The organism is Blastopirellula marina DSM 3645 (assembly GCF_000153105.1).
Classification (GTDB): Bacteria; Planctomycetota; Planctomycetia; order Pirellulales; family Pirellulaceae; genus Blastopirellula; species Blastopirellula marina.
In genome coordinates, this window is record NZ_CH672376.1 from 1,992,668 (window position 1) to 2,015,685 (window position 23,018).

The window sequence follows — 23,018 nt, forward strand, 5'->3', positions numbered from 1 at the left end:
AGACGTGAGCCATGAAATCCAAAATCAACTTTCCCTGCGTCGTGGGCGCCGCTGTTCTCGCCGTGATCGCATTGGTGGGCTGCAGTCGGCAAGATGGACCGCCCCGATACCAGGTATCGGGCGCCGCTACCTTTGGCGGTCAGCCGATCCCGCTTGGTGAAGTGGAGTTCTCGCCTGATTCAAAGCAGGGAAATACCGGCCCCGGTACGATCGCTAAGATCCAGGACGGACGCTACGAAACGCCGAGTGATCGCGGCGTGGTCGGCGGCCCGCATAATGTGCGGATCACGGGTTACGACGGTAAAACAAATTCCGAGAGCTATAGCGGAGTGACGATCTTCTCTCCGCATTTGGAGACGATCGACCTGCCGAAGGAAGACACGGAGTACGATTTTAACGTGCCGCGAAAATAGATCTGAATTCCATCGCTGAACAAAAAAAGGCCGCGAGCAAGCTCGCGGCCTTTTTGCGATTCGCAACGAAGCGGATGCGTTACTTCGCGCCGATACAGTAGAGCGATTTCTCGCCGCGGACATACATCTTGTCGCCGATGATCGCCGGCGACGCGTCGAACTCGTCGTCCAATTTGTTCTCGGCGACGACCTCAAATTTTTTGTCGCACTTGACCACCATCGCGGCGCCGTTGCGGGCGAAGAAGTAAAGGTTGCCGCCGACCGCGACCGGGGAAGCATAGAGCGTATCTAGTCCATCGAGACGTTCGTTCTCGAAGTAGGTTTCGCCGGTGTCGGCGTCCACGCAGCTAAGAACCGCGTTGCGTCCCTTGGTGATGAACAGCAAGCCGTCGCACAAGATCGGAGAAGCGATGTACGGCGTGCCGTCGTCGCGCGACCAGGCGACCTTGTCGGTATCGGTGATGTCGCCGTGCGAGCGGAGCGGGATCGCATACAAAGCGTAGCCTCGATAGCCGGTCATGCAGTAAACTAGATCATTGTGCCGAATCGGCGACGGAATCGCGTTGGTCACCTGGCCGCCGCATTCCCAAATGAGCTCGCCGGTCTTGAGGTCGTAGCTGCGCGAACGATTGGTGCCGTTCACGATCACTTGCTTGCGGCCATCCAGTTCGGTCACCAGCGGCGTGTTCCAACTGGTCGGCTCATCTCGTTCTTTTTTCCACAAGGTTTCGCCATCGACGGCGCTCAGTGCGGTGATGAACGATTCTCCTTCGTGATCCCAATTGATGATCAGCTCGTCGTCGGCTAATACCGGCGACGCGCCTTCGCCGAAACCATTCCGGGTTTGCATCTTGCCGAGATCTTTTTTCCACACCAAGTCGCCGTCCAGCGTGTAGGCGTAAATGCCGAACGAACCGAACGAAACGTATAGCCGTTTGCCGTCGGTCACCGGCGAGGACGAAGCGAACGTGTTGGTCGCATGTCCCCCTTCGTGCGGAACCGCTTCGCAGGCAACTTGCCGCCAGAGCGTTTTACCGGTGTTGCGATCGATGCACAGCACGACAAATTGATGCAGTTTGGAAGGAGCGCCCCCTCCGCCGAAACCGCCGCGTCCGCCGCCGCGACCAAATCCACCGGGTCCGCCCGGGCCGCCGGGGCCAAAACCACCGCGGCCGCGCGGTCGCTCGCCTGCGGGACGCTCGGGGCGCGGCGTTGGTTCGGCTTCGACGGTCTGCTCTGCTTCGGCCTCTTTATCGCCAGGCTTGTCGGTTTCAATCGAAGTGAGCAAAAAGAGTTTGTCGCCCCAGATGATGGGGGTCGAGCTGCCGCGACCCGGCACGTCGACCTTCCAGACAATATTTTTGTCGCTGGACCATTCGGTCGGCGGTGAGCCTGTGGCGACTCCATCGGCGTTCGGACCGCGCCACTGGGGCCAATCTTCGGCAGCCATAGCAATATCGCCCGCCAAAAGCAGGGCGGCAACAAGGAAGTAGAGCAAGTTGCGGGACATAGCGAACCTCTGGGCTGAGATAAGTGCAGACAGCGACCCTGATCTTACCCCGCTGTCGACGCTGAGGGCCGTTGGCAGGCTCACAAAACGACGAATTCATCCAGGCCGATGTGTCGGTTTCGCGCCTATGCACGCCTGTACAGTTGGGTATGATGAATCATCATGATCCTCGACCAATTTCATCCGATTGTTCGCGAGTGGTTTCAGACGAAATTCGGCGAGCCGACCGATGCCCAAGCTCAAGGTTGGCCTTCGATCGCTGGACGTCGAAATACGCTGATTGCTGCGCCGACTGGTTCTGGTAAGACGTTGGCGGCGTTCATGGTTTGTCTCGATCGGTTGTTCCGGCGATGGATGGCCGGCAGTCTGAGAGATGCGACCTATGTGGTCTATGTGTCGCCGCTCAAAGCGCTGTCGAACGATATTCAGCGCAATCTTGACACGCCGCTAGAAGAGATCTGCAATCTGGCTGAGCGTCGCGGCATTTTGCCTCCGCAGATTCGTACCGCGGTTCGGACCGGTGATACGCCGTCCAGCGAGCGACAGAAGATGGTTCGCCGTCCTCCCCACATTTTGGTGACGACGCCGGAGTCGCTGTATCTGATTCTGACCGCTCCCAAAGCACGGCAGACGCTGCAGCATGTCGATACGGTCATCGTTGACGAAATCCATGCGCTGGCCCGTGACAAACGGGGATCTCATCTCACGCTGACGCTGGAGCGGCTCAACGCGGTTTGCCATGAGCGACCGGTCCGGATTGGACTATCGGCGACGCAAAAACCGATCGAAGAGATCGCCGCGTTTTTAGTCGGTGCTCCCCATGCAGAGGAGAGCGAAGCGACCCGTTGCGAGATCGTCGACGCGGGGCATCGTCGCGACTTGGACCTGCAAGTGGTCGTCCCGCCGACGCCGCTTGAAGCGGTTTGCTCGAACGAGCAATGGGCCGAGGTCTACGAGCAACTGATCGAGCTGATCCAATCGCATCGCAGTACGCTGGTCTTTGTCAATACGCGCCGCATGGCCGAACGCGTCGCCCATCGATTGACCGAAGCGTTGGGCGAAGAAGTGATCACGTCGCATCACGGCAGCTTATCGAAAGATATTCGCCACTCGGCCGAGCAGCGTCTGAAAGCAGGTCAGCTGAAAGCGATTGTCGCCACCGCGTCGCTCGAGATGGGTATCGACATCGGCTATATCGACCTAGTCGTACAAATCGGCTCGTCCCGCTCGATCGCCAATTTTCTGCAGCGCGTCGGACGCTCGGGACACTCGCTACGTGCGACCCCCAAAGGGCGGTTGATGCCGCTGACCCGCGACGAGCTGATCGAGTGCTGCGCCTTGATGCGCGCGATCGGCAAAGGGGTGCTCGACAAGATCGAGATCCCCGAAAAGCCGCTCGACATTCTGGCGCAACAAATTGTCGCCGAAGTCGCCGCCGAAGATCGGGACGAAACCGAATTGTTCCATCTTTTTCGCCGCGCCTATCCGTATCGCAACTTGCAGCGGAAAGAATACGACAGCGTGTTGGAGATCCTCAATCGCGGCCTGACGCGCTCGATCAAAAATGGCGCTTACCTGCATCGTGATCCGATCAACGGGATGCTCAAAGCGCGCCGCGGCGCTCGGATCGCGGCTTGCACCAGCGGCGGCGCGATTCCTGACACGGCCCAGTATCGTGTGGTGACCGAAGGCGAAAAAGTTTTCGTCGGCTCGGTCGATGAAGACTTTGCGATCGAAAGTTTGGCCGGCGACGTCTTCTTGCTGGGCAATACGTCTTGGCGAATCGCCTACGTTCGCAACGGCGAAGTGGTCGTCAACGACGCCCAAGGACAGCCCCCCAGTATTCCGTTTTGGTTTGGCGAATCGCCGGGACGCACCGTCGAACTGTCGAGCGAGATCTCGCTGCTGCGCGAAGAGATGGCGCAGCGGATTATCGCCGCCGATCGAGATCGAAGTCGCGAGAAAATTCAGCTGCCGGCGCTGTCCGTTGGAGTGCTCGAAAATTCATTCGACCAACTCGACGCCGAAACCGTCGCGTGGGTCGAGAGCGAATGTTTGGCATCCCGCTTCGCCGCAATGCAGGCGGTGCGCTACGTCGCCGCCCAGCAGTCGGCGATCGGCATGGTGCCGACGCAGCGGCAGATTGTGTTCGAGCGATTCTTTGACGAGTCGGGCGCGATGCAGTTGGTCGTCCATTCGCCGCTGGGGACACGGATCAATCGCGCGTGGGGACTTGCGTTTCGTAAGCGTTTCTGTCGTTCGTTTGACTTTGAACTGCAAGCGAGCGCTGATGATGACGGCATTGTCTTGTCGCTAGGGCCGCAGCATAGTTTTCCGCTGGAAGACATGTTCCGCATGTTGACGATCGAGTCGGGACCCAAACTGCTCGAGCAAGCGCTGTTGGCCGTGCCGATGTTCGGCGTTCGCTGGCGCTGGAACGTCACGCGGGCGCTGGCGCTGCTCCGTTTTTCGGGCGGCAAAAAAGTACCCCCGCACATGTTGCGGTTTCGGGCTGATGACATGTTGGCGGCCGCTTTTCCGGATCAGGTTGGTTGTCTCGAGAATCATGGCGCCGACATCGAGTATCCAGATCACCCGATCGTGCAGCAGACCTTACATGACTGCATGACCGAAGCGATGGATCTTGATCGTTGGAAGCAGATGCTGATCGACGTGCAGGAAGGGCGCGTCGAGTTTGTGCCGCGCGACACGCGCGAGCCGTCGCCGTTTGCGCATGAGCGGATCAACGCCAACCCGTATGCGTTCCTCGATCCGGCGCCGCTCGAAGAACGCCGCACACGAGCTGTCGCAACGCGGCGAACCCTCTCGACCAGCGAAATGAAAGAGCTGGGCAAGCTGTCATACGAAGCGATTTCGACCGTCCGGCAAGAAGCCTGGCCGGTGGTTCGGGACGCGGACGAACTGCACGACGTTCTCGCTTCGATGATCGTATTGCCCCAAACGCTGGCTAGCGACTGGAGCCCTCATTTCACTCGCTTAGCAGAGCAGGGGAGGGCGGTTCGCTACACGCGACCCGGCGGCGAACCGTTGTGGGTAGCGCTCGAGAACCTGCCGATCGCTCAGGCGGTTTGGCCTGCCGGCGTCTCTCAACCGGCGATTGAGGTTCCCGCGTCGCTGCAGCGTGAGATCGAATCCCACACGGCTCGGGTCGAAGTGATCCGTGGGCAGGTTCCTTACTTGGGGCCGTTCAGCGCCGAAGAATTGAGCAGCCAGCTCGATCTTCCGGCGTCCAGCGTGTTCGCCGCCTGCGAGGCGCTCGAAGCGGAAGGAACGGTTCTGCGCGGCCAGTTCTATGACAATCCGCAGCAAACGCAGGAGACGACGCAGTGGTGCGATCGTCGCTTGCTCGCGCGGATTCATCGTTTGACGATTTCGGGGCTGCGCGAACAGATCCGGCCGGCGTCGCCGGAGACCTATCTGCGATTCTTGGTGCGGCATCATGATCTGTTGCGCAAGATCAAGAACAGCGGGCCCCGGGCGCTGCGCAAATCGCTGGAACAACTGCAAGGCTTTCAGTCGGCCGCCGGCAGTTGGGAGCGTAGTCTGCTAAGCGGGCGAATGGACGACTACGACGGTCAATGTCTGGACGAACTGCTCGCATCGGGCGAAGCGACCTGGGGACGACTGCGACCTCCGCTTCCCAACGGCGAAGAGCAAAAGAGCATGGCATCGCTCCGCAAGAGCTTGCCGATGACGATCGCGCTGCGGGCCAATCTAGGCTGGCTGTTGCCGACCGATCATGCGCCGGCCGAAGCGCTGGCCCGCGGCAATGCGACCGACGTGCTCGATTCGCTTAAGCAGCGGGGAGCGCTCTTTGATCAAGATTTGCGGATCCTGACGAAGTTGCTGCCGACCCATTTGGAAGAAGCGCTGCGCGAACTCGCGGCGCTCGGGTTGATTACGTGCGATTCGTTGGTCGGCGTGCGTGAGATGGTGGACGACGTGCTGAAAAAGCGGAAAGCCAAACGTCGCGGCGCGCCGACGCGGACCGGGCGCTGGTCGCTTTTTCCGGGCATCGTCGAAACGCTCTCGAGCGACGAGCACGCGCAAAACTGGTGTTGGTTGTTGTTGTCACGTTACGGCGTCGTATTTCGTGACGTGTTGACGCGTGAGTCGACCGCGCCTCCCTGGTGGCGGTTGGTCGCTTGTTTTCGGCGGATGGAGCGTCGCGGCGAAATTCGGGGCGGTCGGTTTATCGCCGATGTCGCCGGCGAACAGTACGCGACCGAAGCGACGATCTATGCGTTGCGAAAACTACGGAACGATGAGAGCGTCGATGACTGGATCGCGATCAGCGCGGCCGACCCGGTCAATCTGTTTGGCGTAGTGACCGCCGGGGGGAGAATTCCGGCAATTTCGGGTAACTCGCTCGTGATTCGCAACGGACAAATTGTCGCATCCAAGCGATCCGGAAAAATTGATTTTCATATCGATGTCGCGCCCGAAGAAGTTCACGAGATGACGCGCGCCCTGCATGCCGGTCGCCGCGTTCCACCGCGAGAAATCCCGCTCGGCATGCCGCGTCGCCGGACGACCGCCGGCTAGGCGAGAAATATGTTAATTCCTTTAGGTAAGTCGCTTGCTTCGGAAGGTTGGTTCTCCCCCACCGTCGATCACGATAAAATAGAGCGAAAGTAGGACCGATTGCACCGGTTCGGAGCAATCGTCCGAATGTGCCGCCGTTACCCGGCAAGAAGCATGTTCGTGAACCCTGTTTCGGCGTAACGCTGTGGTATATTTTCGCGGTATTCATTAGTTGCTCGTGGGCCGAACAGGAAACAACGTCGCCAGTATGGCGCGGCGGCGGCCAGGGCTAGAAAGGAATGATTCGATGATCCGCAGCGTGCTACTGGCCTTGGACGCCAGCGAAGCGAGTCAAGCCGCTCTTCAACTGACGATTCGGTTTTGTCGCGACCATAGTCAGCGAGAAGACATGTCGAACGTCGCGATTCATCTGACCGGCGTCGCCGTTGTCGATACGCCCAACATTTGCGGTCCGATGGCGGTTCCGTTGGGGGCCGTGACTTACAAGAAAGATCGCGACGAAGTGCTGTTGGCGAAAGCGAACGCCGAGGCCGAAGTGATTTTGGCCAAGTTCGAAGCCGATTGCGCCGCCGCTGGCGTTCCGCATACGGCGGTTCGCAGCGAAGGTTTGCCGTATGAGCAAATCGAAGCCGTCTCGCGCACGCATGATTTGATCATGATCGGCCAAGACACCAACTTTCACTACGAGACGCACAAGACGATCAGCGAAACCGTCCGACGGTTGTTGCTCGATAATGCGCGTCCGGTCGTGGTGATGCCAAAATCGCCCCCCGAGCAAGACGTGGTCGTGATTACTTACGACGGCAGCATTCCGTCGTCGCACGCGCTGCACATGTGGACGTTGCTCAAACTGCGTCGCCCCGAAACCCAGGTTCACGTCGTCAGCGTCGACCGCGACTTGGCGATCGCGCAAAAGCATTGCGAAGAAGCGGCCGTGTTACTGCAGTACCATCAAGTCCAAGCGACGTTGCATCCGGTGCAGTTGACCAGCAAAGTGGTGACGCATCTGTCCGAAACGATCGCTGAGATCGCGCCAAGAACCGTCGTGATGGGCGCCTATGGCAGCGGCGGATTTCGCGAAGCGCTGTTCGGCTCTTCGACCAACAGGATGCTCGAAAATTCGGAGTCGTTGCTGTTTCTTTATAAATAGCTTGGCGACGGACGTTCGCAATCGCGTCGTCTTTAGAGAGACGACGCGATTGGCGCGTGTGCCGTTGCCTTGCATGACAATGATTGCGGCCAGGCTCATGAACGCCGCTGCGCCGGAAGATCACTCTGCGATTGGCGGGAGTTCAATTTCCAGTTCTGGCTTTCGCTGCCGCAGCGTCGCAAAAAACGCTTCCAGATCCGACGATTCAAAGAAAGCCAACGCACCGATCCAGGGAACTTGCTTTCCGTCTTGCTTGGTGATCGTCAAGCTATGATCTCGCAATTTTTGCCTGGCGTCGGTTGCTGCGCGGAGCGTCGCCGCTCCGCCAACGGGGCGATTCACCATGACTGCCGCTTTTTCTAAGGAAGGAAAGAATCGCTCCATCACCACCTTGAATTGTCCAGACGAGATGCTTTTCAGCTCCGCTAGTGGGACGCAGGAGCCGCCAAAGCAGATTTGATTTTGGTCGATCGAAAGCTGTTTGCGGTTGTGACGCCGCGTGAGCTGCCATTCAAATAACAAGAACGGTCCAATGCTCAGCACCACGGCGCAAACCCACCAGATCGGGTCTTTAAAGAGCGGGGCAGGGCGACCGAAAACAATGACACATAAGATAACGGAAAGAGCAAGACCACCGAAGAAGAGGATGACCTTCAGGAAATCTGAGGCGGCTGCCCCAGTCGACGCCAGTCGGGGGCACTTACTTCTGGGCAGCGGCTCCCAGACCAATCGAGATGGGTCTGAGGCGGAGTTTGTCAATGTTTCCATGGGTGATCCACACCGAGTTTTGGTAGTGAAAGAAGTTGCGTAGCGACGCCTGTATTCTGACCTTTCTTCAACCCCCACGCAAAACGCCTTTTGCCAAAATCGGCAAAAGGCGTTGGTTGAAGTCGGAATGGAAGCTGGGCGAACTCGCTATTGATTAAACCCAGTCGCACGATCATAGAGTCGCTCACGCGTCGACCACAGTCCGGCCGACGGTGTCGGGATAAAGTAAAACTCTTCGCCGTCGTCGGTTTTGTTCCAACCTTCGCGACGCGTGCCTGGTTGGTAACGTTCCATCATTTCGTTCAGGTCGGCGTAGCCGAAGTGGACCGATTCCATTTCTTCTTTGCCGAGATGCCCCGGTGCGTAGGTGATTTTGAAGCGGCCTTCGGAAGAGCCGTGCATCAAGTGGGCGGCGCCGTGGGCGAGCTCTTGCAGGTCTTCGCAGGTTTGATAATCGGCCATCACTTTCTCGGTGCCGCAGTAGCCATACTTGCGAATCAGCGCGTCGACGTCGTCTTGTTCGCCAAAGCGTTTCAGACCCGGCGCCAAAATTAATAATTCGCCGCCGTCGGCCATCACCATGCGCGTGCGATAGACCGCTTTGTTGGCGACCCACGTGCTGAAGAACTCGTCTCCCTGCATTACGCAGACCATCTTTTGGATTGGCTTGTCAAAGACGGTGATGTTTTGCTCGCGGGATTGTTTGGCGGCGTCGAGGTAAGTGTCGAGATCATCACCGACGTAGACGCCGGTGTGGACCAATTGGTCATTGTCGTTACGCGCCATAACAATCTGCACGTACAAGTCGGGCAGCTTGCTCAGGTAACGCTCTTCGGCCAGGTTAAAACAATGCCGGACCGGCGTGATCAGATTGCCGAGATTGTTTTCGATCCCGCAGCGAGCCGCCATCAGGTGCGCGGCGCAGATCAGGTCTTTGCCGCCGAGACCGATGAAGTAGTTCTTGTTGTGGTTGGCGAAACCAAGCACTTCGTGCGGAACGACGTGCCCGATGTTGATGATCAGGTCCCACGGCTCTTCCATCAGCATCCGGTTCAGCGTGATCGGAATCGGCCAATCGGCGATCCCCCCGCACGCAGCCGAAACTTCCTCGGCCGAGATCTCGCCGACCTGCACGCAGCCGCCGCGCCAATCGTGCGGGTGAATTTTCTCTTCCGGAATCGACCCGAACATCGTCACGTTTTCTTCCGGCGTATGCGGAACGTGCTGGCCCAGCGTCGGAATGACATGCACGTCCGCTTCGTCGGCGAGCATGTTGTAGAGCATCTCGGTGATTTGCCCTGAGCCGGAGTGCATCCGCGTGATGTCGGGCGGCAGCAACAACACGCGCCTTGGAGTGGCGCAAATCCGCTGACGAGCTTCGGCCACGGTTTGTTGCAGGATCGCTTCGATGCGGTCCCAAGAGATACTGTCGGCCTGTTCGCTAATCCAGGGCATTGCGGTCGCTTTCAGAAGGAATCGTCGGTGGGAGGTTCAGCAGCAGACGATTGTAGCAAGCTGGATTTGCAAAGATTAGCGGGGATGCAGAGATTGTTATCGTTTGGCGGTCGAAGTCTCGCTGATTTGGACCAAGCGTTGTTTCAATCGGGCCTGATAGTCTCCCCGTGCCGTCGAAATTGCGGATTGCAGAAAGAGCTTGGCGATGTTTGTTTTCCCTTGTTGGATGCAATCTTCGGCCATGTCGGCATACCTGACCGCTTTTTGATTGGCGGCTGCGTCGGCGGCCGAAAGTTGCCGGCGGATCGCCGCCAGACTACCGGGCGCCGCCTGGTTTACATCGGCGGCTCCGATCATCCGTAAAGACTTGTCGTCGCCGGCAGGCTGCTGCTGTGCGTGGGGAAGCGCCCAGTCTGGCGGCCGGTGGATCCACGCCGACGCGCTAGTGCTGGTCGCGCCGGTGCGGACCGCCGCGCTGCGATTGCTGGGGAGAAAAGGAGTTCCGCCCTCGCTGCTTGTTTCGGCGCGACGCAGGACGCCTCCGCCGTAGACGGCGCCGCGATCGGGGATCAAATAGGACGAACTATTGGAGTAGGTACGCCACTCTGGTAACTGGAGAACTTGCGCCGCCAGGATGCTGGGAAGCAGCGGTCCCAATAATAGCGACAGAAAAAGGAGAGTGCGCATCGATCGACTCCGTCCGTCGAAGAAGAACTTCTCTGGCGTATAGGCTGGAGCAAGACCCAGCTCTCGCGATTCATTTTAAGACTTCTTCGGGACCCAGGGCAAGCAAACGGCGCAGTTTCCCGCTTCCTTCTCGGCGATCCGCCAAGAAATAGAACAGGCCGCATCGTCAGAGGCGGCCTGTTTGTCGAATGTTTCGGTTGCTATTCGGCTTCGGTCGATTGGGGAGCGTCGTCCACGTCGTCGTGCCCGATTTCTGGCGAATCGAATCCCATCAACGATTCGTCCAGGATCTTGATTTCCTGTCCATCGGCTAACTTGCGCGCCGTGCGGACTTGGTTGTAGACGATTGCTGCCTGGAAGCCCCAGAAGATCGAGATGATGATTCCGATCGCAGCTCCCAGGAACTGCAGCGAGACGAAACTTTTGGTTTCGACCAGCAGGCAGATCGCCGTCGTCAGCGCGACGAACGAAACGATCACCTTGGTGACATACATATTGTTCCAGCGTTTCACCGTATGGCTGTCGATCGCCGAGCGGGCCGATTGATTCGCCAAATCGCGGAGTGCGCGTAGGTCGGAGGTTTGCTCCGGCGCTTTACGCGAAGGAACAAATTCGCCGGGATTGAACGGCGTTTGGTCCTTTTCCGGTTGGGGCGGCTCTGGAGGTTTTGGCGCCGCGGCCTGTTGGGACGGTGAAGGATTGGTGCTCGTCCCCTCACGACCACGAACGCGGTTCATGAGGCTGGACATGTATTCTTCGATCGAAACATCATCCGCATCCGCGGAATTCTCGGCTGGTTCATCGTCGCTGACCGCCATCACCGGGGGCGAAGGTTCGTCGTACTCTTCTTCCTCGTCGTCGTCGGCGTCGGGATTGAAACCAAACTTGGCGAGCACATCGGCGGCGCTGGCTTGCGGAGCGGCCGGCTCGGGCGCGTACTCTTGCGGTTCGTCTTCCGCATCGACGGTATCCGCCGCTTGCTCTGTTTCGGTGAGTGCGAAGTGAGCCGGGGACGCGCCGAGTTGGTGCGACATGTTCTCCAACTCTTCAATGCGTTGGATCAATTCCGCTTCTCGTTGCGACCAGCCGCGCGAGAGTACTTGCAGACGCTCGTTGGCGTCGGCCGCATCTCGATGCGCTTTATCCTGGGCTTCGGTCACTTCAGGCGCAGCGGAACTGCCGGCGGCGTCCAGTTCGCAATAGTCTTGTTCTAATTTTTCCAGCTGTTGCTGGAGCTCATTGATTTTCGTTTCGTTCGCATCGCGCTGTTGTTGCATCTCTTCCAACAAACGCTCGGTCTCGGCCAATCGCTCGACAGCCGCGGTATCTTCTGGCGGAGCTGTCGGCTGCGGAGCGACGGGGTTCGCTGGGGAAGTCGATTGGCGAACCAGATCGACAAGTCGATGCATCCGACGCCGGTTGCGTCCCCGAATTTCGCCCAACCGTCGCTCGAGCGTCTGGAGGTGTCGCTGACTTGCCAGTGAATCGACCTGCGCCGAATCGGGATCGATGCGGAAAGTGACTGCGCCTACGGTGATCAAGTCGCCAGCGACCAGCGCCGCTTCGCACACGCTTTGACCATTGACCAGGACATCGGCTTCGACCCGTTGCAGGATCATGCCGGCCGAACCGCGCCAGATAACGCAATGTCGCGGTCGGACTCCGGCAGCGGCCAATCGCAGCGTGCAGCTAGCGGCTGAACCGATCACGCACTTGGCGCGCTCGAGTCGCACGATCTGTCCATCTCGTTCGGTACCCTCGACGCGCAGGACGAGCGGGCTGAGCGGCTTGCCTAGCAGGGGAGAATGGAAGGGATCGACTTGAGTGACCATAGCGGCGCCTAGCTTGCAGAAAGGCTTGGAAAACAGAGTGCATTCGGAAGTAAATCAAGCAGCGATAAGGGGATATAGCCCACGGCGACGCACTGGTCAAAGAATCGCCCCGTGAGAGAAAGGGGAAATAGACCAAGAAAACGGGGGGAATTCCAAAAAACTGCTCGAATCGCTTTCACCGTTTGGACGATTACGGTTACACACTGCGGCGAAAGTGTCCTGGAAAAAAATCGGAGAGATTCGTAAGCAAAATTTCTCGGAGAAATCAACGGGAATGAATGAACCGAACCCTTTTCTGCCGCGTAATTTAGGATGGTTCGCCCAGTTTCGGCCAAGACCGGGAAGAAAATGGCGTTTGCCGACTTCCCCTGTCCGAAACCGGTACTATATTTTCGTTACGCATGAAATCGCCGAACCGGCCCCCTCGGCAGGATGGTGAACGCAACTGTGTGATTCATGCCGAAATAATGAGAACGGGCAAAGTCCAAAATTCGGAAACTAGTAGCGAAGACGTCTTCACGTCGATAACATAGCCGGTTTCCGCCATAAGAAGGTGACCACCATGGGTAAATCTCGAACGGACTTCATTGATAAGACCAAGGAGATCTTGTTGAAGCGCCGTGATGCGCTCCGCAAGGCCCTCGCAGGCGACTTGAGCATGTTGAAAGAGCTTGAGCAGACGGCTGGCGACGTGGTCGATTTCGCTCTCGACAGCGCTCAAGACGAGTTGAGCTCGCAACTTGCGGAAGTAGAAAGCCGCGAATTGGCTCAAATCGACAAGGCCCTCGAGCGAATTCGGGGCGGTTCGTTTGGCGAATGCGAAGGCTGCACTTGCAAGATCCCGACCGCTCGACTGCAAGCGCTGCCGTACGCGACCCTCTGCATCAAGTGCCAACGCGAGTTGGAAGAGTTGGGTGAAGATGGAGTCAGCTGGCGTCAAAACTCGGAAGATCAAGTTTCGATCTAAACGATCGCAACGATTTTCCGACCCAGACAATCAAGGCGGTAAGCTCTCGTAGCAGGCCGCCTTTTTCTATGCGCTGATGGGCTTTGCGGCAAGTTCGCCGTGCAGTTCAGACTTGCGTTCGTCCTAAGACAGCCTAGAATTCGTCGAAGATGCTCCCATTTGGCGATTCCTGCGTAGGACAGCGATATGAACACGCGTAAATCCAAAATCTCATTCGCGGTCATCGCGTTGTCATTGCTCAGCGTAACTCTCGCAGGGACGGTTTGGGGCCAAGAAGAAGCAGTCTCGCCGCGCCAACAACTGCGTGAAGATATCTTGGCCGAAGTGGCCCAGCTCGAAGCGCACGGCAACTTGTTGAAAAAGGTATGCCGCTATGTACGACCGTCGGTCGTACATATTGAAGCCCGCAAAAAAGAAGGGGAATCGCTCGCTTACGGCGGTAACGTTGTCGACGAAGCAGGCTCTGGCGTGATCATTCGCCACCATGACAAAAACTATGTGCTGACCAACCGCCATGTCATCAGCCAAGCTGCCAATCAAGACATCAAAATCCATCTCGACGACGGCCGCATCTTGCGACCTTCTCAGGTTTGGACCGATCGCGAGACCGATGTCGCCGTCATGGCGATTTCGGCGGATCGGTTGATTCCGGGGCAAATCGGCGACAGTTCGACAGTCGAGATCGGCGAGTTTGTCTTGGCGGTCGGCAGTCCGTTTGGACTCAGTCAATCGGTCACCTACGGCATCATCAGCGCCAAAGGGCGCCGTGATTTGCAACTGGGCCGCCAAGGTTTGAAGTTTCAGAACTTCATGCAGACCGACGCGGCGATCAACCCCGGCAACAGCGGTGGTCCGCTGCTCAATCTGCGGGGGGAAGTGATCGGCATCAATACGGCGATCGCCAGCAACTCGGGCGGCAACGACGGGATTGGATTTACGATTCCGATCAACTCAGCCCTGAACATCGCTCGGCAGATGATCGACGACGGCAAAGTTTCTCGCGCCTTTCTCGGAGTCGTACTCGATTCGCAGTACGACAGCAAAGTAGCTGAGAAACTAGGCCTGCCGATGGCGAAAGGAACCCGCGTCAACGGCGTAACCCCCGATTCGCCGGCTGCTGAGGCCGGCATCTTGGTGGGGGACGTGATTATTCGCTTCAACAATCAAGAGATCGACGATGACTCGCATTTGGTCAACGTCGTCAGTCTGTCGCCGCTGAACATCAAGCTGCCGGTCGAACTCTATCGCGGCGGCGTGTTGACCGTGGTGAAATTGGAACTCGCGGTCCGCGATGCGACGCTAAAACCTTAGGAAAGCGGACAAAAATTGCGTTGTGCGGCGCTAGCGAGCACCGCGAATTGCGGCGCGTAATCCCTGCACCAGGCAATCTTGTACTTGTGGGACGTTGATTTTGGTGGCGACTTCCATGTTGGTGGCCCAACTGCGATGTTCGCGGCGATCGAAAATCGTCGCGCCCAACGTGATTTCGCCGCTCGTTTCGACGTCGCCGGCCATTTCTTCCATCTCGAACATTTCGGGATGCAGCACCGCCGCCAGAGCGATCGCATCGTGCAAAAAGATCCCTTCGATTCCCAGTACTTGTCGGTGGCTGCGATAGACGAACGGCAATAGTTGATGCAGCAGTTGAGATGCCGGCGACGATTCAAGATTGGGCAACTGATCCAGCAGGTCGAGCCCAAAGGCCGCTTGCCGGGTCACATCCAGCGGGATCAACGTCTTTGTCGTGCGCGACTTGAAGACGGTTCGAGCCGCCATCGCGTCAAAGTGGCAATTAAATTCGGCGGCCGGCGTAACGCTGCCGACGCAATTGATCGCTCCCCCCATGATGACAATGCGGCCAATCTGGGAAGCGATTGTCGGGTCGCGCTGCAGCGCCCGGGCGATGTTGGTCATCGGGCCCAAAGCGACGATCGTCACTTCTTCAGGCGCGGCGCGGATCTCATCGCAGATTAATTTTTCGGCCGGGTGCCGTTGATGCAGCGACGAGACGACCAGCTGAAGGTTGGCAAGTCCGTCCGAGCCGTTTAGCTCGGTGCCGTCGACCGGTGGCGCCGAGCTGGGGCCAGATCCAACCCCAATTCGCGGACGGCGCGGCGGATCGAGCCGTTCGATCAACCCTTGCAGATTGCGGCCCGCCTGATCGGCTGGGACGTTTCCGGCGGTGGAGGTTACCGCGACTACGTCCAATTCAGCGTCGAACAGAGCGACCATCAGGGCGACAGCATCGTCGATCCCTGGATCGCAATCAATGATAACCTTCCTGGCCATAGTCGATCTTCGACCTCGCTCGCAGCGGTGGTTATAGCGTGAATCTCGCCTCGCAAGACTATCTTGTCTCGCTACATCAAGGCTTGCCCCCTCTATTTATATCAAATGGCCGCCGCTACGTGCAGTCGGACGCGGGTGGGAGCGGACCGCGAGTCTCGGTAAAATCAGCCGGCAACCAATTGTTTGGCAAGGAATTAAAACGTGGACGACGCCATCTGGGGAAAATTAGACGCAGGCCGCGATCTGTCGCTCGACCAAATGTCAGCGGCAATCGATCAAATCATGCAAGGCGCCTGGCCCGATGAACAGATCGCTCGGCTGTTGCTCGCGATCAACGCCAAAGGGCCGGCCGTCGACGAACTCGCAGGCGCCGCGATCGCGATGCGTCGCAACATGGCGGCCATCCGCACCGATCGGACCGATGTGATCGACACTTGCGGCACCGGAGGGGACGGGAGCGGGACGTTCAACATCAGCACTGCGGCGGCCATCATCACCGCGGCCGCCGGAGTTCCGGTCGCCAAACATGGTAACCGCAGCGTCACTAGCAAGACCGGCAGCGCCGACGTGTTGGCGCAGCTCGGCGTCAATATCGAAGCGAGCGTTCTCCAGATCGAGCATTGCCTAAACGAGATCGGCATCTGCTTCTGTTTTGCGCCCCTTGCGCATCAGTCGATGCGGCACGTGTCGGCCGTGCGCAAGAGCCTAGGCGTGCCGACGATCTTCAATCTGCTGGGTCCGCTTTGCAATCCCGCCGCCGCTCAGTATCAGCTGTTGGGAGTCGGCAGACCCGGCATGCGCGACTTGATGGCCGCCGCGGTGTTAAAGCTGGGCGTTCGCCGCGCGGTGCTCGTGACCGGCGAAGATGGGCTGGACGAAGTCACGCTGACCGGCAAAACGCATGTAACGCTGGCGGCCGACGATCAGCTGCAGCGCTGGGATTGGAGCCCTGTTGATTTTGGAGTAACGCCCAACGGACTCGATTCAATGCTGGTCAACGGCCCCGCCGAAAGCGCCGCGATGATCCGCCGCGTGTTGGAAAAAGAAAACTGCCCAGCCCGCGATATCGTCGTGCTCAACGCCGCCGCGGCGATCTGGACCGCCGAGAAAGCGGCGAGCCCCGACGAAGCGGCCGCGATGGCCGCAGAAGCGATCGACAACGGTGCGGCGCAGCGGAAGTTGGAGCAGTTGGCCAAGTTGTCGCATCAGGTCTCGAAATTCTAGAGTATCGATTTAGAAGTTAACGGATTTTGCGGAGATCTGATGCAGCGAACTATTTCGGGAAACTGTTTGTCCAACGATGTTCGGGACGAGAATTCATAAAACGGGCGGGCTCATGTACGTTAAATGCGATGATCGTTTTTGCGACTTTGAACTCGATTTCTTGAGTGGGCTCTTCGAACTGCTTGATGAACATTTGGCAAAATTGCAAGCACGTATAGACGTAAGTTTAGATCCAGAGATCACGTCCATTTGCTCTTTCGCCTTTCGCGGACGATGACACTTGCTGATGTAGTGATCAACGTGAAGTCATCGTCATCCAAATGCCTAAAGACGAAAGGTCCGTCGTATCACGACTTCTATTGGCAGGCCCGATACGGCGCGTTTTCGGTCAGCGAATCCAAGGTTTCCGATGTCGTAGAATACATCCGCCAGCAAGAAGAATATCATCAGCGGTTTGATTTTCAGACCGAATTTCGCACGCTTTGCCCGCGACATGGCGTGGTCTTAGATGAGCGTTTTGCTTGGGATTGAAATGTTTTAGATCGCCCTGTTGGGGCTCGGGTAAATCCGACCAGGTAGTTCCAGGGCTGCGTCGCCTGCGGCGGACTTACCCTGGGCTGCTTTAGCGCCGCCCCTGTTGGGGCTGAAGAATTTTGCAAAACACGCGAAATGACCTACCGTCGTTGATCGCCCGCCATCTGAGTCGCCAGTAGATCCAACTGGCGTTTCACGTCGGTCGACAAGAATTGGCTCTCAGTCCTAGGTCCGTCTGCCGAGCGAAGTCGTCGAACAGCGAACGAGGCGCATCTTCTTTTAACGCTCTCTACCGTTTCGGTTTCGCGACCACAATATCCAGCGTGCGCCCATCGCCGGGAACCTCGAACATCAGGCCCGACTTTTCAGGATTTGTCATTTCCTGCGGGACGATCGACCGGACGCCGGTCGGCGCTTTGAGATCTTCGACCACCGCGCCATCGATGTAGACCTGGTAAGTTCCCTCCGGCAGGCCATCGTCGGCTCTCAGCGAGCCAACGACAAACGCGCCATCCGATTCGATGACCCCTTTCGCCAGAAATCCTTCTTTGAGAAAGCAGACCATGCCGTGATCAACCGGCGTTCCATCTTCGTACTTCACCGTTCCGTGCAGCGAATTGAATTCGCTGCGACAGCCGCTAACGCCGATGAAGAGAGTGGAAAACAAAAGGAGCGTCGCTAGTTTCATCGTCTCAATCCTTGTCACCCAATGTATCGCCGGGATCAGATACCTATGCGCCGACTCGCGGAACGCGACGTTTGCGACGCGCCGCGAACCGAACGACGTCTGTACTACGGAATAACGGTCACATTGCCATCCGCAACGTTGCCCAATTGCGACAGCAAGAAGCTGGAGCCGTTGCCGGTCGGAATGGTCACCGACAGTGGACGAACCGACCCGTCGCCGAACAGAAAGTTGCAGACGCCGGGATGGCTGCTTCCCCAGTGAGCGCCATCCTCGTTAAACGATACGGGATCGTTGGGGCTGCGGGCGATGCCGGCGTTAAAAGATCGACCGGACGGCATCGTGGTCCAGTCGCCCAACGAGATGATCGAACAGTCCGATTGTTCCTGTCGTTGCTCGGTGGTGCCGGCATTGGTGGAGCAGATGTTGAGATCATCTTTCTGGATATGCTTCTCTCCGACGACGATTTGGTTACTCGTGCCGTCTTGCCATCTGGCGAACGTATCGCGAGGGCGCCACGATGCGACCGTTGGCGACCAGCGCGCTGCGCGAATCGGGCCCATTTGGGACGAGGCGGATGACTCCTGATCATTCATCAGCCAATTGGCCCAATGACGCGTGTCGCGCCCTTGCACAATTGCATAATCGCCGCGGGGACCATGGACGCTTTCCGCAGCATACGTAGTCGGTCCATCATCCATGACCGTCGCATCGCTACGGCGTGACGGGCAAAAGTAAGGAGAGAAAGTGAGTGATTCCCGCTCGGAAGTGGAAAGCGTATTCCAAAATGCCGCATTGGTCACCAAGCCTGACAAATTGTTCGTCTTGCTGGAGATGAAATCGTACGCGGCGTTTTGTTCCAGATAGGGCAGGATCAAAATAAAGAACGACGCGCGGGCCTGACTACCTTCGGCGCTTGAGTTATACCCAATCGTCGAGGGAGGCAAGCCGTTCTGCGTGTCGGCGAAGTTATGAACCGCCAGCCCCATTTGCTTCAAATTGTTCGTGCACTGCATCCGTCGTGCAGCCTCGCGAGCCTGCTGTACGGCTGGAAGTAAGAGTGCAATCAAGACGCCAATGATCGCGATCACCACTAACAGTTCGACGAGGGTAAAACCACGTCGTGAAAGCTTGGACGTTTGCATGCAGAGGGCTCCGGCTAGGGGCATTGTATGGAAAGCGAAACAATTAAGCATTTTAAGAAGAAAACGGTTGAGCATCGCCATTCTAATTGCTTAACTTGGGGGGTGCAATAATGTTGCTAGAGGGGTGCGTGGCCGATTTAGGTGGGTAGACAAAGAGTTGGCGCAGTAGTTCCCAGGTTTCGACACTTCCAGCCGGAAGTTCGTTAGCGAACGTATTTCCGTCGCTCGTGCGTCGGCCTACGAAGAGGGGCAGCCTACCGTCGTCGTTCCCCAGCCATCTGCGTCGCCAAGAGATCTAGCTGGCCTTTCACGTCCGCCAGCAACACATGGGGGCTCGCGCCTTCGACCATGTGCAGATAGAAGTTTTGGCCAGGCGACGCGTGCGAGCTACCCGCTAACTTTGTGGTTGCTTTGAGATCTTCCAGTTCGTCTTCTACTGCCATCAGATGACGATGTAGGCGACGATTATGTTGCGAGACGTTATCGAGCTGAAAGACCAATCCCACCAGCATCCCGGCGAGTCCCAACAGGGCCAAAGGTAATCCGACGGTCGCCAAGGCGGGGCGCGGGTCAAACATCGCCCAGCCAAGTAAGACGAGCCCGCAAACGAGCGTGATCGAACCGACCGAAGTCGCGAGCCACGAAAAGATCGGCGTGCGTAGCCCTTTCAACTTGCGTTGCGGGGGCGCCGCAGGCGAGCGGGGCCGCTGGGCTTCGCGCGGCGGAGTTTCTCGGGGCAGGGGAGGGGAGTTGGGCGTTAGCTTACGGTCTGGGGCCGCGTCGCGTCCCATCATAGCGACGATGCGGTCAATCGTTTGCAGATCTTCCTGTAGCCGCATCGCGTCGATCCGCAGCGACGGAGGTTCGTCCGACTTCGCTTCTAACGTTTGCTGACAACGCCCGCAGACGATGCGCGCATCATCCGCTGCGGCAATCGCAGTCACGTCTTGGCGGCAGTGTTCGCACCACATAGGGAGCCGGATTCGCAAAGAGACCAATGGACGGCTAGCAATCGCTCGCCGCGCCGTGAAGGGCGTCTTCCCTTGAATCGGCTAGCGGCGACGCTTGACTCGAACGATTCTGCCGGTTTCTCCGGTAAAGCGAACCTACGCGGCGCCTTCACCGCTAGCGACTGCTTCTGGCCGGTTGGATTCTTTCTAAGACGCGATCCAAGGGGCGTCCGCGGCTTCAGAGATCGTAATCTCAATCATTCGGTGCTAGGGGCATTTCGGCGGCGCTATTGCGACTCGAGAACCGCTTCCGGTTCGTACCAGTCAGCGGCAATCCAGTCAACGATTAACTCCAACTCTCTCTTCTGGATCCGGTTCGCCAGCGGTTGGTGGGGATCGATGTAGAACGACGGCATCCGGTCGTTGTTGTCGCCATAGAATTTCTCGGCCGCGGGATTGCTGATGAACTCGAGCAGCCATTTGCGGGAAGCGTAGCCGGTTAAGTCGGGAGCATAGGCGGCGTCGTTCTCGGTGTGAAACTTGTGACACATTGCGCAGCGATTGCCGTCTTGCAACAACACGCGGCCGGCGGCGATTTGGTCGGCGTCTAGTTGATCAGGCGACTCCACGCCGCTTTCATTGGCCAGCGCCATCACGACCGCTTCGATTTGATCGGGCGTCCACTCCGCTTCGTCACCGATCGTGTCAGTCACGTAGCCGGCCATTTCACCCTCGACATGGGCCGTGCCGCCAAAGAAGGTCAGGCTGTTGATCGGCGCGACTTCCGCTTCGCCATCCGCTGTGGCCAACATTTGCGTATGGGGATCCAGGAAGGCCGTCATCCACTCGGTCGTTCCAAACTTATACAGATTGGGCGCCGAAGCTGGCTCTGGCGGTTTAGTCGCCGCAAAGAGCGGATCGGCCGCAAGCAAACCTTCGACCGGTTGGTGCGCATGGCAGCTGCCGCAATGCCGTGCGAACAAGATCGGACCTTGCGTCTTAGGGTCGTTCCGCATCAGCGAGATCGCTCCGCCGTCCGGTATCCCTTGCTGGGCGAGTTGCACCGCGCGCAGCGATTGAACATGAGCGTCGGCAACCGCCGCTTTATAACCTGCGTCGCTCCAATCTTCACGCAGCGCCATAAAGGTCAGTGATCCGGCGCCAAGCAGGATACCCAAAACCAACGCGACGTTAAACCTATGTCCCAATTTCCAGCGGCCGATAAAAGGCATCAAAAACAGCAAGCCCATCACCAGGCCGGGGATGATGATCGCGCCGTAAATTTCGTTGTGACCAGCAAAGGTCTTCAATTTCAGGAACTGAAACAGGAATAAAAAATACCACTCCGGACGCGCGGCCGCGTAGCTGTTGGCCGGGTCGGCGGGGGCGCCCAACTCGGCGCCGAAGTACGCTTCGACCGGGACGCCGGGGACGTGCTGCTGGGGCGGGAACATAAAACCCTTGACGACAAACAGCATCACGACGGCCAATACGGCCAGGCAAGCGACAGCGTCTTTCAGCACTTGATCGGGCCAGAAATAAGCGGCCGCTCGTTTGTCAGCGCCGACGGCATGAATGCCGGCTCGGCGGAAGAAATACAAGTGAATGCCGAGGAAGACCAGCAGCAGGCCTGGTAGTACGCCGGCATGCAGCGCAAAGAAGCGGGTCAAAGTCGCGTGACCATAGTCGGTTCCGCCGACGACTACTTTTTGCAAATCTCCGCCGATGGCAGGAATCAGGCCCATTAGCGTGGTCGCGACCTTGGTCGCCCAGTAACCTTTTTGATCCCACGGCAGCAAGTAGCCGGTCAGCGACAAACCGAGCACGATTTTCATCAAGATCAAGCCGGTCCAAAAGTTGAACTCGCGCGGCGCTTTGTAGGCGCCGTCGATCACCACTTGCAGAAAGTGAAGCGCCAGCAGCACGATCATCGCTTGGGCCATGAAGTGATGCAGGCCGCGGAGGATCCAGCCTCCCTGCATTTCGTATTGGATGTAGTAAACGCTTTCCCACGCGCCTTTCGAGTTGGCGCTGTAGGCCATCCACAAAAAGGTTCCGGTGATCATCTGCACCACAAAGGCGAATACCAGCGTGCTTCCCCAGACATAGCGCCACCGCGAACCGCCGGGGATATGTTCGTAAAGCGCTTCGTTGACCAGATGCTTGTAACCGGTCCGGTCGTCGAGCCATTCCCAGAGGCGGTTCATGTAATCGGCTTTCGCGCTGGTCCGGTCTGAAAGTTCATGAACTCGACCCAGACTTCGCCTTGCTTTAGCTTTTCGGCGTCGACCGGCAAGGGATCGAGATCACGCGGACTGGGGCAAGTCTCCGGATCCAAGCGAACGCCATCAGGATTGAATTCGCTCTTATGGCAAGGGCACTGAAACAGGCCTGCTTCGCCGGCGCTTGGTTTGAAGTCGACCGCACAGCCGGCATGGGGACAAGCGGCGTTGAACGCTTCAATCGTTTCGCTGTCAGGCATGCGACGCAGATAAACGGCGCCGATCGGTTGATTGCGATTTTGGTTCCAAGCGTCGGTCTGATCGCTGACCACCGGAAACTGTCGCGGCACGCCATCGGCGGGCAGCGAATCGAGCGCCGCGATCTTGAGTAACTTGCTGGCGTTCGACTTGCGAAAGACCGGATCGAGAAAGGTCGCCAAGCCGGCGGCGAAGGGCACAAAACCGACAAAACCACCGATGATTATGGCCGCTGCTTTTGTCAAAAAACTGCGCCGCTCGTCAGGAAGAGACGGATCAGTTTCGTGCGTCATGACGGGTACCTGTGCGTCAAAGCAAATGCAAGACTAAGGCCATCAAGCGTAGCAACTATCGCGAAAACGG

At 58.0% G+C, this 23,018-nt stretch carries 18 protein-coding genes; 7 read left to right on the forward strand and 11 right to left on the reverse strand.

The features are described 5' to 3' along the window. Nucleotides 1–11: 11 nt before the first annotated feature. The gene (locus DSM3645_RS28025) at nucleotides 12–413 is read left to right on the forward strand and encodes a hypothetical protein (protein ID WP_002652021.1); all 402 of its coding nucleotides are present in this window, start codon (nucleotides 12–14) and stop codon (nucleotides 411–413) included. A gap of 79 nt (nucleotides 414–492) precedes the next feature. On the opposite strand, the gene DSM3645_RS10010 is transcribed toward DSM3645_RS28025, so the two are convergent. Then, entirely contained in the window at nucleotides 493–1,923 is a 1,431-nt protein-coding gene (locus DSM3645_RS10010) for a PQQ-binding-like beta-propeller repeat protein (protein WP_002652022.1), read from the reverse strand. 162 nt (nucleotides 1,924–2,085) lie between these two features. Between DSM3645_RS10010 and DSM3645_RS10015 the strand changes: the two genes are divergently transcribed. Both DSM3645_RS10015 and DSM3645_RS10020 read left to right on the forward strand, forming a co-directional pair. Next, nucleotides 2,086–6,489, forward strand: a complete 4,404-nt coding sequence (locus tag DSM3645_RS10015; protein WP_002652023.1) for a DEAD/DEAH box helicase — start codon at nucleotides 2,086–2,088, stop codon at nucleotides 6,487–6,489. Between the two features lie 286 nt (nucleotides 6,490–6,775). Next, nucleotides 6,776–7,639 carry a universal stress protein gene (locus tag DSM3645_RS10020; RefSeq protein WP_040351750.1) on the forward strand — a complete coding sequence of 288 codons (864 nt, stop codon included), beginning with the start codon at nucleotides 6,776–6,778 and terminating at the stop codon, nucleotides 7,637–7,639. A gap of 120 nt (nucleotides 7,640–7,759) precedes the next feature. Here DSM3645_RS10020 and DSM3645_RS30215 read toward each other — a convergent pair whose 3' ends face one another. The 4 genes from DSM3645_RS30215 to DSM3645_RS10045 all read right to left on the reverse strand — a co-directional run bounded on the left by DSM3645_RS30215 (nucleotide 7,760) and on the right by DSM3645_RS10045 (nucleotide 12,381). Next, nucleotides 7,760–8,485, reverse strand: coding sequence for a hypothetical protein (locus DSM3645_RS30215; RefSeq protein ID WP_131282400.1), 726 nt, complete (start codon nucleotides 8,483–8,485; stop codon nucleotides 7,760–7,762). A gap of 69 nt (nucleotides 8,486–8,554) precedes the next feature. Then, complete coding sequence (locus DSM3645_RS10035; RefSeq protein WP_002652026.1) at nucleotides 8,555–9,862, reverse strand: lactate racemase domain-containing protein; 1,308 nt, start codon at nucleotides 9,860–9,862, stop codon at nucleotides 8,555–8,557. Between the two features lie 96 nt (nucleotides 9,863–9,958). Further along, nucleotides 9,959–10,549, reverse strand: coding sequence for a hypothetical protein (locus tag DSM3645_RS10040; protein WP_040351753.1), 591 nt, complete (start codon nucleotides 10,547–10,549; stop codon nucleotides 9,959–9,961). Nucleotides 10,550–10,749: 200 nt separating this feature from the next. Beyond that, nucleotides 10,750–12,381 (reverse strand): FHA domain-containing protein, encoded by a 1,632-nt coding sequence (locus tag DSM3645_RS10045; protein WP_002652028.1) that lies wholly within the window; start codon nucleotides 12,379–12,381, stop codon nucleotides 10,750–10,752. Between the two features lie 562 nt (nucleotides 12,382–12,943). Here DSM3645_RS10045 and DSM3645_RS10050 point away from each other — a divergent pair. Continuing rightward, complete coding sequence (locus tag DSM3645_RS10050; RefSeq protein ID WP_002652029.1) at nucleotides 12,944–13,348, forward strand: TraR/DksA family transcriptional regulator; 405 nt, start codon at nucleotides 12,944–12,946, stop codon at nucleotides 13,346–13,348. A 186-nt stretch (nucleotides 13,349–13,534) separates the two neighbouring features. Continuing rightward, nucleotides 13,535–14,659: a S1C family serine protease gene (locus tag DSM3645_RS10055; RefSeq protein WP_002652030.1), complete on the forward strand. Its 1,125-nt coding sequence runs from the start codon at nucleotides 13,535–13,537 to the stop codon at nucleotides 14,657–14,659. A gap of 30 nt (nucleotides 14,660–14,689) precedes the next feature. Here the strand turns inward: DSM3645_RS10055 and DSM3645_RS10060 are convergent, their stop codons facing one another. Further along, entirely contained in the window at nucleotides 14,690–15,637 is a 948-nt protein-coding gene (locus DSM3645_RS10060) for a nucleoside hydrolase (protein WP_002652031.1), read from the reverse strand. 201 nt (nucleotides 15,638–15,838) lie between these two features. On the opposite strand from DSM3645_RS10060, the gene trpD reads away from it, so the two are divergent. Both trpD and DSM3645_RS10070 read left to right on the forward strand, forming a co-directional pair. Beyond that, nucleotides 15,839–16,861, forward strand: a complete 1,023-nt coding sequence (gene trpD / locus DSM3645_RS10065; RefSeq protein ID WP_002652032.1) for an anthranilate phosphoribosyltransferase — start codon at nucleotides 15,839–15,841, stop codon at nucleotides 16,859–16,861. Nucleotides 16,862–17,062: 201 nt separating this feature from the next. Further along, nucleotides 17,063–17,392 carry a transposase gene (locus tag DSM3645_RS10070; protein WP_261339712.1) on the forward strand — a complete coding sequence of 110 codons (330 nt, stop codon included), beginning with the start codon at nucleotides 17,063–17,065 and terminating at the stop codon, nucleotides 17,390–17,392. 292 nt (nucleotides 17,393–17,684) lie between these two features. Here DSM3645_RS10070 and DSM3645_RS10075 read toward each other — a convergent pair whose 3' ends face one another. The 5 genes from DSM3645_RS10075 to DSM3645_RS10095 all read right to left on the reverse strand — a co-directional run bounded on the left by DSM3645_RS10075 (nucleotide 17,685) and on the right by DSM3645_RS10095 (nucleotide 22,948). Beyond that, nucleotides 17,685–18,083: a hypothetical protein gene (locus tag DSM3645_RS10075; protein ID WP_002652035.1), complete on the reverse strand. Its 399-nt coding sequence runs from the start codon at nucleotides 18,081–18,083 to the stop codon at nucleotides 17,685–17,687. Nucleotides 18,084–18,187: 104 nt separating this feature from the next. Beyond that, complete coding sequence (locus tag DSM3645_RS28030; protein ID WP_002652036.1) at nucleotides 18,188–19,225, reverse strand: DUF1559 domain-containing protein; 1,038 nt, start codon at nucleotides 19,223–19,225, stop codon at nucleotides 18,188–18,190. A 254-nt stretch (nucleotides 19,226–19,479) separates the two neighbouring features. Beyond that, entirely contained in the window at nucleotides 19,480–20,196 is a 717-nt protein-coding gene (locus tag DSM3645_RS10085; RefSeq protein ID WP_002652037.1) for a hypothetical protein, read from the reverse strand. A 266-nt stretch (nucleotides 20,197–20,462) separates the two neighbouring features. Then, entirely contained in the window at nucleotides 20,463–22,382 is a 1,920-nt protein-coding gene (locus DSM3645_RS10090; protein WP_002652038.1) for a cytochrome b N-terminal domain-containing protein, read from the reverse strand. Further along, entirely contained in the window at nucleotides 22,379–22,948 is a 570-nt protein-coding gene (locus tag DSM3645_RS10095; RefSeq protein ID WP_002652039.1) for a QcrA and Rieske domain-containing protein, read from the reverse strand. Before DSM3645_RS10095 ends, DSM3645_RS10090 begins: the two co-directional genes overlap by 4 nt. Nucleotides 22,949–23,018: the final 70 nt, after the last annotated feature.

Excerpts from the sequence above, each read along its gene's own strand:
- DSM3645_RS28025 (WP_002652021.1), top strand. The coding sequence starts at position 12 with ATGAAATCCAAAATCAACTTTCCCTGCGTCGTGGGCGCCGCTGTTCTC.
- DSM3645_RS10010 (WP_002652022.1), bottom strand. The coding sequence starts at position 1,923 with ATGTCCCGCAACTTGCTCTACTTCCTTGTTGCCGCCCTGCTTTTGGCG.
- DSM3645_RS10015 (WP_002652023.1), top strand. The coding sequence starts at position 2,086 with ATGATCCTCGACCAATTTCATCCGATTGTTCGCGAGTGGTTTCAGACG.
- DSM3645_RS10020 (WP_040351750.1), top strand. The coding sequence starts at position 6,776 with ATGATCCGCAGCGTGCTACTGGCCTTGGACGCCAGCGAAGCGAGTCAA.
- DSM3645_RS10035 (WP_002652026.1), bottom strand. The coding sequence starts at position 9,862 with ATGCCCTGGATTAGCGAACAGGCCGACAGTATCTCTTGGGACCGCATC.
- DSM3645_RS10040 (WP_040351753.1), bottom strand. The coding sequence starts at position 10,549 with ATGCGCACTCTCCTTTTTCTGTCGCTATTATTGGGACCGCTGCTTCCC.
- DSM3645_RS10045 (WP_002652028.1), bottom strand. The coding sequence starts at position 12,381 with ATGGTCACTCAAGTCGATCCCTTCCATTCTCCCCTGCTAGGCAAGCCG.
- DSM3645_RS10050 (WP_002652029.1), top strand. The coding sequence starts at position 12,944 with ATGGGTAAATCTCGAACGGACTTCATTGATAAGACCAAGGAGATCTTG.
- DSM3645_RS10055 (WP_002652030.1), top strand. The coding sequence starts at position 13,535 with ATGAACACGCGTAAATCCAAAATCTCATTCGCGGTCATCGCGTTGTCA.
- DSM3645_RS10060 (WP_002652031.1), bottom strand. The coding sequence starts at position 15,637 with ATGGCCAGGAAGGTTATCATTGATTGCGATCCAGGGATCGACGATGCT.
- DSM3645_RS10075 (WP_002652035.1), bottom strand. The coding sequence starts at position 18,083 with ATGAAACTAGCGACGCTCCTTTTGTTTTCCACTCTCTTCATCGGCGTT.
- DSM3645_RS28030 (WP_002652036.1), bottom strand. The coding sequence starts at position 19,225 with ATGCAAACGTCCAAGCTTTCACGACGTGGTTTTACCCTCGTCGAACTG.
- DSM3645_RS10085 (WP_002652037.1), bottom strand. The coding sequence starts at position 20,196 with ATGTGGTGCGAACACTGCCGCCAAGACGTGACTGCGATTGCCGCAGCG.
- DSM3645_RS10090 (WP_002652038.1), bottom strand. The coding sequence starts at position 22,382 with ATGAACCGCCTCTGGGAATGGCTCGACGACCGGACCGGTTACAAGCAT.
- DSM3645_RS10095 (WP_002652039.1), bottom strand. The coding sequence starts at position 22,948 with ATGACGCACGAAACTGATCCGTCTCTTCCTGACGAGCGGCGCAGTTTT.